6 protein-coding genes and 3 pseudogenes are annotated in these 7,080 nt (G+C 47.6%); 5 read left to right on the top strand and 4 right to left on the bottom strand.

The features are described 5' to 3' along the window. A pseudogene (locus tag ACKTSG_RS09220) lies at positions 1-181 on the bottom strand (transposase); the annotation flags it as partial. Next, positions 181-285: pseudogene (locus ACKTSG_RS09215) on the bottom strand (IS6 family transposase); the annotation flags it as partial. The pseudogenes ACKTSG_RS09215 and ACKTSG_RS09220, both read right to left, overlap by 1 nt. 67 nt (positions 286-352) lie before the next feature. On the opposite strand from ACKTSG_RS09215, the pseudogene ACKTSG_RS09210 reads away from it, so the two are divergent. The 5 genes and pseudogenes from ACKTSG_RS09210 to ACKTSG_RS09190 all read left to right on the top strand — a co-directional run. Next, positions 353-913 (top strand): annotated as a pseudogene (locus tag ACKTSG_RS09210) (IS30 family transposase); the annotation flags it as partial. Between the two features lie 106 nt (positions 914-1,019). Continuing rightward, complete coding sequence (locus ACKTSG_RS09205; protein WP_407894073.1) at positions 1,020-1,418, top strand: sigma factor-like helix-turn-helix DNA-binding protein; 399 nt, start codon at positions 1,020-1,022, stop codon at positions 1,416-1,418. Between the two features lie 20 nt (positions 1,419-1,438). Then, entirely contained in the window at positions 1,439-1,690 is a 252-nt protein-coding gene (locus ACKTSG_RS09200) for a helix-turn-helix domain-containing protein (RefSeq protein ID WP_233026441.1), read from the top strand. Between the two features lie 357 nt (positions 1,691-2,047). After that, a complete protein-coding gene (locus ACKTSG_RS09195) occupies positions 2,048-2,296 on the top strand; it encodes a DUF3173 family protein (protein ID WP_129300777.1) in 249 nt (82 codons plus the stop codon). A 3-nt stretch (positions 2,297-2,299) separates the two neighbouring features. Then, positions 2,300-3,493 (top strand): site-specific integrase, encoded by a 1,194-nt coding sequence (locus ACKTSG_RS09190; protein ID WP_407894070.1) that lies wholly within the window; start codon positions 2,300-2,302, stop codon positions 3,491-3,493. 64 nt (positions 3,494-3,557) lie between these two features. Here ACKTSG_RS09190 and guaA read toward each other — a convergent pair whose 3' ends face one another. After that, the gene (gene guaA / locus ACKTSG_RS09185; RefSeq protein ID WP_407894068.1) at positions 3,558-5,102 is read right to left on the bottom strand and encodes a glutamine-hydrolyzing GMP synthase; all 1,545 of its coding nucleotides are present in this window, start codon (positions 5,100-5,102) and stop codon (positions 3,558-3,560) included. A 278-nt stretch (positions 5,103-5,380) separates the two neighbouring features. After that, positions 5,381-6,856: a glycosyltransferase gene (locus ACKTSG_RS09180; RefSeq protein WP_407894066.1), complete on the bottom strand. Its 1,476-nt coding sequence runs from the start codon at positions 6,854-6,856 to the stop codon at positions 5,381-5,383. Positions 6,857-7,080 lie beyond the last annotated feature (224 nt).

Here is a 7,080-nt window from a genome sequence, read left to right as displayed (position 1 = left end):
ATGACTCAGCTGTTCGGGTATTGACTAAGTCCAAGCCTACTGACCCTTTGAGAAAGGCGAATCGGCGTTCAATGGCCCCGCGTCGATTCTCTGCGTCCGTATCCTGGCGGCGTTTCTTGGCATCAATATGTTTGGGCTTTGCACCAAGTTTAGGTCCGCACAGGGTGATGCCTAGGTCCTCATTTCAACTAGATCTCGATAACTTATGTTGTAACGCAAGTAGTAGCCTACGGCAAAAGTAATCACTGATTGATTGAATTGCCGTCCTTTAAAATGATCAGTCATCTGAAAACCTCCAGTTTCAATTCATGATACAGGATGCACTCTCCCTAAGTAAACTTTGCACCAGAACCATCGAAATGTCCGACAGCGCCGAGCTAATGAGCATCGTGGCACATTTACAAGTGAGACTTCCATTGAACAACGACCAAAATCTGTCAATCAGCAATTAGCTTTTGGTCATTGGGAAGTCGATACGGTACTTTCTAGCCGAGGTCAGTCATGAGCATGTTTGGTCACTTTTGTAGAACGTAAAACCCGGCTTCTATGGGCTATCAAAGCCCCTAATCGCACCGCCAAGACCTTAAATGATACCTTTGGAAAGTTTATGGGGACCTTCGGTTCCCAAGTGAAATCTATAACTGTTGATCATGGTAAGGAGTTTGCCGATTATCGATCCATAGAACAAGACTACCAGATTAAAGTTTATTTTTGTCACCCGTATTCCCCATGGGAACGGGGATCCAATGAATATTTCAATCGACGGTTACGTTGGTTTTTCCCGAAAAAGACTAACTTTGACCAGGTAACGACTGATGAAATCCTGGCAGCACTTGAGCTTATTAATCAACGACCATTAAAAATCCATCATCAACAGACTACCATTGAAAGTTTCCGGGCTTGTTCGGATTAAACTTGTAATTTGCCTACCAAATAAATATTTCGAAATTGCTTTCATCAGCGCTCAAAAAAATTGTCTGGAAGTGTGTAGTCCGATAAATCATCAGGAGGATAACCCAATGAGTAGTGAGAAAGAAGTGACGCGGATGTTTATTCGCTATGTACAACAAGCCCTCAAAAACGAACGAATCAATCGGTACAAGGTCTCCCTTCGGCGTATTAAAGAAACGCCACTAGAGGCTTGGTTGATGGAAGAAATCGAAAATCCGTATCATCTAGATGAATTCAGGTTGACCGATGAGGAAATCAAACATCTCGAAGACTTCATCGAGAGTGAGCAATTATCAAGCGTAGTTTCCACCCTTTCCTCAACGGATAAAACGGTCTTGTATCAATATTATTATGACGAACTCAGCGATGTCGAAATTGGCAACCGTAGTGGCAAAACAAGTCAGGGAGTAAATTATCGGCGTCAGCGTGCGCTAGAACGAATTCGGGTAGCATACACAAACCTGTAATGGATGTGGAGGTATATTCGATGCATTACTCAGAGATCGATAACCTAGTACCGGTTATTTTAGCAGTTCAGGAGGACGATAACGACGCTATTACCCTATTGCTTGAATTATTTGGTCGTGATATTGACTACGAGGCTAGATACGGGCAACGGCATATTGATCCGGATTTAAGACAGGAGCTTCAAATCAAACTGATCTACATTGCAAAGTGTTTCGATGTTGAAAAGCACCTTGCAATGCCTTCACAAAGAAACGGTCAGAAAAAAACATGACTTTTTTCGCCAATCTCTTTCATTTCCACCCGCTTTCGTTGTCTGTATATAACGAAGCGGGTTTTTAATTGCCGCCGACGTTCTTTGAAAACTGAATAGCATCATTCAGCAACGAAGGCTCCATACCGCCATGACCTCTCACGAGTGAGCGATTATCCCAGTGAGCCGGATACTTGCACGTCACCCTGACGAAACAAGGGAGAGAGGCTCTGTTTGAGATCCTCGATAGCCGGTCGGAACCGGGTTGAATGATGACGAAACACGTATTATTTTTTGCACCAGGTATTGTTGCATGTAACTTTTGGATGGTAGACTGGAGCATCGGTACGATCCGTGCTCCCCAGAAAGGAGAAGAATATGGTTCACGTGATCACGATGACGAAACACGAACTGATTGCTCTTGGGTATGGTGCCTCACGCGCACAGGACATTATCAGACGTGCCAAGCTGCTGATGGTGCGCAAAGGTGTTCCCTACTACAAAAGCCCAAAGCTCGGACGCGTACCGGTAACTGCTGTTGAAGAAATACTGGGTCTCCAAATTAGCACGCGCACGTTGGCGGAACTCGCCAAAACCATGCACTCCGAAGCACCAAAGGAGAAATAAAACATGGCTACAACTAAAGACCCAATCAAAACACGCAAAAATGGTACTTTCTACTTCCGCGCCTACCTCGGTGTTGACCCTAAAACAGGCGAGAAGATCCAGAAGCAGGTTGGTGGCTTTACGACCCGTCGTGATGCACGCAAAGCCTACAAGGAAATGGTCGGTGGCAGTGTAGAGGAAGTTGTCGCGGAACGTGACCAACAACACATTCAATTCAAACAATTCTGGGAAGAATTCTTTCTTCCGTGGTACAAGAACCAAGTGAAGCCACAAACCTACGACAGTCGGCGTTCCAGTTTGAAGCACTTCAAGATGTTTGAGCACATGTACATGGACAAGATTAAGCCGGTTGACATACAGAAATGGCAGAACCAAATGACCTGTCAAGTAAGTAAAAGTTACACCCGTTTAGTCCAATGCATGCTATCGCGCGTCTTTCAACGAGCCATTGTGCTCGGCTTCATGAATGAGAACCCCACCAAGACCGTCGGCAATGTTAAGAAAGTGAAGAACCAAGTGGACTTCTGGACGAAGGAAGAATTCGAGGCAGTTATCAAGACCTTCTATATCGAAGACTTCTACCAGCACTTCTGCTTCTTCACCCTGTGGTTTCTGTTTATGACTGGCATGCGCATCGGTGAAGCAACCGCCCTGCAATGGGACGACATCGACTTTGAGGAAGGTACGGTTCGGATAAACAAGACGCTGTGGTTACGCAGCTACACGAACTACTCCTTCTCCACACCGAAGACCAAAGCCAGCAACCGCACAATTCCACTGGACGCAAAAACGCTTGAGCTTCTCTCCGATTGGAAGAAAGCACAAGCGCTTGAGTGTAAAACCGATTTTGTTCTATCGTTCAACGGCGTTCCTACTCGCCGCGACTTGGTCATGCGAATCATCAAGCGGCATGCAGCTCTGGCAGGCGTCCATCGCATCCGCGTTCATGCTTTACGACATTCACATGCTTCGCTATTGATCAGTCTGGGTGAGAACCCACTGGTGATTAAAGAACGCCTCGGCCACGAAGATATTCAGACGACGCTCGGAACTTACGGGCATTTATATCCGAATATGAACTTTGAGGCTGCCAAACGGCTGAATGGTCTAGTCGAAATTTCGACCGCTAAATCAGACGTGGCGCAGGTTCAAAACAACGGAGTTACCGCTGGACTTGCACCGGAAGTTGCACGATAGTTGCACGAACGGGTTAGACAGTCATCAAAACGTTGATATACCGGCATTTATAAGCCGATTCTGTCTATTCCCACTCAACAGTTGCCGGCGGCTTGCTCGTGATGTCATACACAACGCGGTTGATGTGACCACATTCGTTGACGATGCGAGCGGAGATCTTTTGCAAGACTTCCCAGTCGATGCGGGCAAAGTCGGCGGTCATACCGTCGATGGAAGTGATGGCACGAATGGCGATGGTGTAGTCATACGTACGGCCATCCCCCATGACACCAACAGAACGGAATCCTGGTAATACAGTGAAATATTGCCAAATGGATTCGTCTAAGCCGGCTTTTTTGATTTCGTCGCGTAAGACAGCATCGGATTCGCGAACAATCTCCAATTTGTCTTCAGTGACTTCACCAAGTACCCGAATGCCTAAGCCTGGGCCTGGGAATGGTTGGCGCCACACAAGTTCGTGCGGGATACCAAGGCGTTCGCCAAGTTCGCGGGCTTCGTCTTTGAACAGCTTGTTGAGCGGTTCGATCAACTTGAACTTCAAGTCGTCTGGCAAGCCGCCAACGTTATGGTGAGACTTGATGGTTTGGGCGGTATCGGTACCGGATTCGACCACGTCAGTGTACAGCGTGCCTTGCGCCAAGTATTCGATGCCGTGCAACTTGCGGGCTTCAGCATTGAAGACTTCAATGAAGTCACGGCCGATGATCTTGCGCTTGGCTTCTGGATCAGTGACGCCTTTAAGATCCCCTAAGAAGCGTTCATGCGCGTCGACTTTGATGATCTTAACGCCCAGGCCTTTGCCTAAGGAGTCCATCACTTGATCGGCTTCATTCTTACGCAATAAGCCGTGATCCACGAAGATACAAGTGAGTTGATCGCCGATAGCTTTGTTCAACAAGGCGGCGACGACGGAAGAATCGACCCCACCAGATAAACCAAGCAGAACCTTTTTGTCGCCGACTTCGGCACGAATGGCTTTGATCTGGTCATCAATGAAGTCACCCATGTTCCAGTTAGCCTTTGCGCCACAAACATCAAAAGCAAAATGATGCAAGATCTCATGGCCATATTTGGTGTGTTGCACTTCAGCGTGGAATTGGATGCCGTAGAACTTACGATCGTCATCATCCATTGCTGAAATCGGACAGTTTTCACTGGTGGCGGTCACGCGAAAACCTTTTGGTGCTTCTTGAACCAAGTCCCCATGGCTCATCCACACGGTTTGTTCGCGGGGAAGGCCTTGGAAAACTTTGGCGTTGTCGTCGGTGACAGTGATGTCGACTTTGCCGTATTCGCGGTTGTCAGCAGACTCCACTTTGCCGCCTAAGCGATAAGCCATCAGCTGCATGCCGTAGCACACGCCGAGGATCGGAATGCCGAGGTTGAAGATCTCGTCATCGACCCCTAATGCCCCTTCGTCATAAACGGAATCTGGGCCGCCAGAGAAAATGATCCCTTTTGGCGCGATTTCTTTCACTTCTGCAGCCGTGATCGTATGCGGCTTGAGTTCAGAATAGACACCGAACTCGCGAATCCGCCGAGTGATCAATTGATTATATTGACTGCCGTAATCAAGTACGATGATCTTGTCGTAATCTTGGTTTGCCAAGCTTTCTCCACGCTCCCTTTTGAAATTATATTAATTCTACTGATATTAAACCCGAACGTCAATCGGGATGAGAAGATTCCCATTTAAAACAGTGCTCAGCAGCAACACAAATACAAAAATGACCCAGTCGGCAAGTGACTGGGTCAAAATCAATATAGGTGATGGCATTGGATATGCCACAGAAAGGCGGCAAGGCGTCGCGTTCCCTGCCTTGATTAAAGCTTATCATATTGATTATTGTAAGCGCAACCATTAGTTGAACTTTTTTCTGACTTACATCAAATACCGATTTGTTTCCACTGGTGCCAAACTTCGGCTTCGCCATAACGCCGCGCTGACGCGTATGCCCCTTGTGACAACTTGGCCAGCCGATCTTGGTCCGTGAATAATCCGATCACCGCGGTTGCCAATTGCGCTGGTGTATTTTGTTGGACGATGAACCCGTTGTTGCCATCGATCACTAAAGTCGTTGGGCCGTAGTCGACAGCGTAAGTCACCACTGGCAAGCCGTAACTCAGCGCTTCTAAGATGCTAACGTTGAAGCCTTCGAACTTGCTGGTGACGACCATCACCTGCCCATCACGATAAATGTCATCCAAATCATCACGAAAACCTTTGAAGTGGACGTGATCTTGCAGGTCCAACTGCTTGACTTGTGCCGCCAACTTACGCTGTTGCACATAACCGGCCATTGGTGCGCCGAATACATTCATTTGGGCATCTGGGAAAACAGCTTGGATTTGTTTGAACGCGGCGATTGCGTCGCCAATGCGTTTTTCTTCAGAAAGTCGCGCGACGACCAAAATCGTGTGCTTTGGTCGCGCGCTGATCAACTGGTGCGGTCGGTCAAGTTCAGCATCGGTCAAATAGCGCACGGGGATCGTGTGCACCGGCAGTGACACCATTTTGCGCAGGTCTTGGGCTTGTTTTTCCGTGGAGACGATAATGCCGGAAAACTTGGCGGCGACGGCTTTTTGGATCCAGATCGTCAATTGGTTTTGCAAAGTTACGTGACTGCTATGCATCACCAAATATTTGGGCGCCGAGCACATCATGAGGCCAAGTGACTCGACTGCTGTTTCGTGCCGATCCGCATAAAACATCGCCTGCGCGTCATTTTGCACCAAGTCATCCAAGAAATACGCAAACAGCTGTTCAACTGACTCGAAAAAGCGCACTTGACCGCGGAAAAACAACTGCATGGATTGATTGCCCCACTCGCCTGTCACCGTCGGCCCATAACGTTCCACATAAACCAATTCATGACGCGTGCTCCAGAAAAGTTGCGTCTGCACCCGAGCGTTGCCATCCAACAATTGCGTCATGGACACGAAACCCCGAGGATCATACAAGTCCACACTCGATAGCCGATGCGCCTGATCATAATAACTGATCGTATTGATCGAATGATCACCTTGGCGATACTGCACGATCGCCGTGGCTTGACCATTTTGGAAAAAGGTTTCCTGCAAGCCATCCAAACTCACTTGAAAATCATCGTATTTGATCATTTGCTTAGGATCAGCTTGCGGCACCATTTGGCCATCAGCGCCTTGAAAATAATCAAACATATTCAAATAAGCGACTTGAGGTAGCCCAAATTTTTCCAGGGCATAGACAGCTTCGCGATCATAATCTCGACTGACGAATACTGCTGGGCGGTCATAGGCTTGAAAAAGCTTGACCCGATCAAGCATCATTTTCTCGATCGCTGAAATCGGCGAATAAAGCCGATGTGTCAGAAAATAATTCATTCGGTTCCTTTCTTAGATGAAAAAAGCCATCTCAAAGAGACGACTTTTTTGGATCAACGAGGACGCTTGCGGGTGAAGGAGATGCCAAGTAGTGACGACATTGCAGCCAGCAAGCTCACTCCGACTACCGAAAGTGATTGTTTGCGTTCGCCAGTCTTAGGGAATCTTGCTTGCTTTTCAGGTTGAACCGGCGTTACTTTATCGGCGTCGTGTTCTTTGTGAGC

Source organism: Lacticaseibacillus salsurae, from assembly GCF_045862175.1.
Lineage (GTDB): Bacteria > Bacillota > Bacilli > Lactobacillales > Lactobacillaceae > Lacticaseibacillus > Lacticaseibacillus salsurae.
The sequence above is the reverse complement of the archived record's forward strand: the minus strand, read 5'-3'. Positions and strand labels throughout refer to the sequence as shown.

Excerpts from the sequence above, each read along its gene's own strand:
- ACKTSG_RS09180 (WP_407894066.1), bottom strand. The coding sequence starts at position 6,856 with ATGAATTATTTTCTGACACATCGGCTTTATTCGCCGATTTCAGCGATC.
- ACKTSG_RS09190 (WP_407894070.1), top strand. The coding sequence starts at position 2,300 with ATGGCTACAACTAAAGACCCAATCAAAACACGCAAAAATGGTACTTTC.
- ACKTSG_RS09195 (WP_129300777.1), top strand. The coding sequence starts at position 2,048 with ATGGTTCACGTGATCACGATGACGAAACACGAACTGATTGCTCTTGGG.
- ACKTSG_RS09200 (WP_233026441.1), top strand. The coding sequence starts at position 1,439 with ATGCATTACTCAGAGATCGATAACCTAGTACCGGTTATTTTAGCAGTT.
- ACKTSG_RS09205 (WP_407894073.1), top strand. The coding sequence starts at position 1,020 with ATGAGTAGTGAGAAAGAAGTGACGCGGATGTTTATTCGCTATGTACAA.